Here is a 1,059-nt window from a genome sequence, read left to right as displayed (position 1 = left end):
ATGTCGGTGAGGGGCGCTATCAGGTCGGCCGGGTCGGGTGCGGCGAGGGCGGTGGTGAGTGCGGTCAGCGCCGGGCGGGCTGTGGGCGGGAGGCCGGGTGCCGCGATGACCTGGGCGGCAAGTACGCGCAGGTCGGCGGCGTTGTCCCGGGCCCAGGCGGTGACGGCGCGGTCGGCGGCCCGGCGGTCGCGTACCGCCTTGACGCGTTCGGCGCCTGTCACCTCGGTGGCGCCGGCTCTCGTGCTGGGGCGCAGGCGCAGGTAGCGGTTCTCGGCGGCCTGGCGGCTGGCGACGCCCATGGGCCGGGCGAGGTCGGCCCAGGTGGCTCCGCCGGCGCGGGCGGTCTCCACCAGGCCTGCTTCCCAGCCGGCGAGTTCGGTGCGCAGTTCACGCAGCAGTACCAGCGCGGCCAGGGCGGGCTGCGGTCCCTCGTCCGGTGCGCCGGGGCCGGGCCCTGCGGGGGGACCGGGGTTCTGGGCGGTGCGGACGGCGTCCTCGATGGCGGCGAGCGCGGCGGCGGCGGCGAGGAACGACGCCGGTCCCGTCGGTTCGCCGCCGCCGCCGGTGGCGGGCGGGCCGGGCCGTCTACCCATCCGTGTCACTCCTTCGGCGACTCAGGTGTTTGTCATCGGATGGATGACATGTTAGAACAGATTCAGGTGAAGCGCACTGGCACCCATCGATCAGTGGAGGTGTTTCGCGATGCTGATGCGCACTGACCCGTTCCGCGAGCTGGACCGTCTGACCCAGCAGTTCCTGGGCACGAACGGCACCTGGTCGCGGCCGGCCCCGATGCCGCTGGACGCCTGCCGTGTGGGCGACGAGTACGTGATCTGTTTCGACCTGCCGGGGGTGGACCCGGAGGCGATCGACATCGACGTCGAGCGGAACATGCTCACCGTGAAGGCCGAGCGCCGCCCGCGCCACCAGGGCGAGGACGTGAAGTGGGAGCTGTCCGAGCGTCCGCTCGGTGTGTTCTCCCGACAGGTCATGCTCTCCGACACCCTCGACCCCGCCGGGATCAGCGCCGACTACGACGCCGGCGTGCTGACGCTGAAG

2 protein-coding genes are annotated in these 1,059 nt (G+C 72.8%); one reads left to right on the top strand and one right to left on the bottom strand.

Translation table 11 applies throughout. The annotated features are described in order from the left end of the window. On the bottom strand, positions 1-593 hold a 593-nt coding region (locus ABZ641_RS39175; RefSeq protein WP_359989507.1), incomplete at its 3' end, for an HSP18 transcriptional regulator. Positions 594-702: 109 nt separating this feature from the next. Here ABZ641_RS39175 and ABZ641_RS39170 point away from each other — a divergent pair. After that, positions 703-1,059: Hsp20/alpha crystallin family protein (locus tag ABZ641_RS39170; protein WP_359989505.1), on the top strand; the 357-nt coding region annotated here is incomplete at its 3' end.

It is taken from the genome of Kitasatospora sp. NPDC007106, assembly GCF_040634455.1.
GTDB lineage: Bacteria > Actinomycetota > Actinomycetes > Streptomycetales > Streptomycetaceae > Kitasatospora > Kitasatospora arboriphila.
This window is presented reverse-complemented; position numbering and strand designations above follow the sequence as displayed.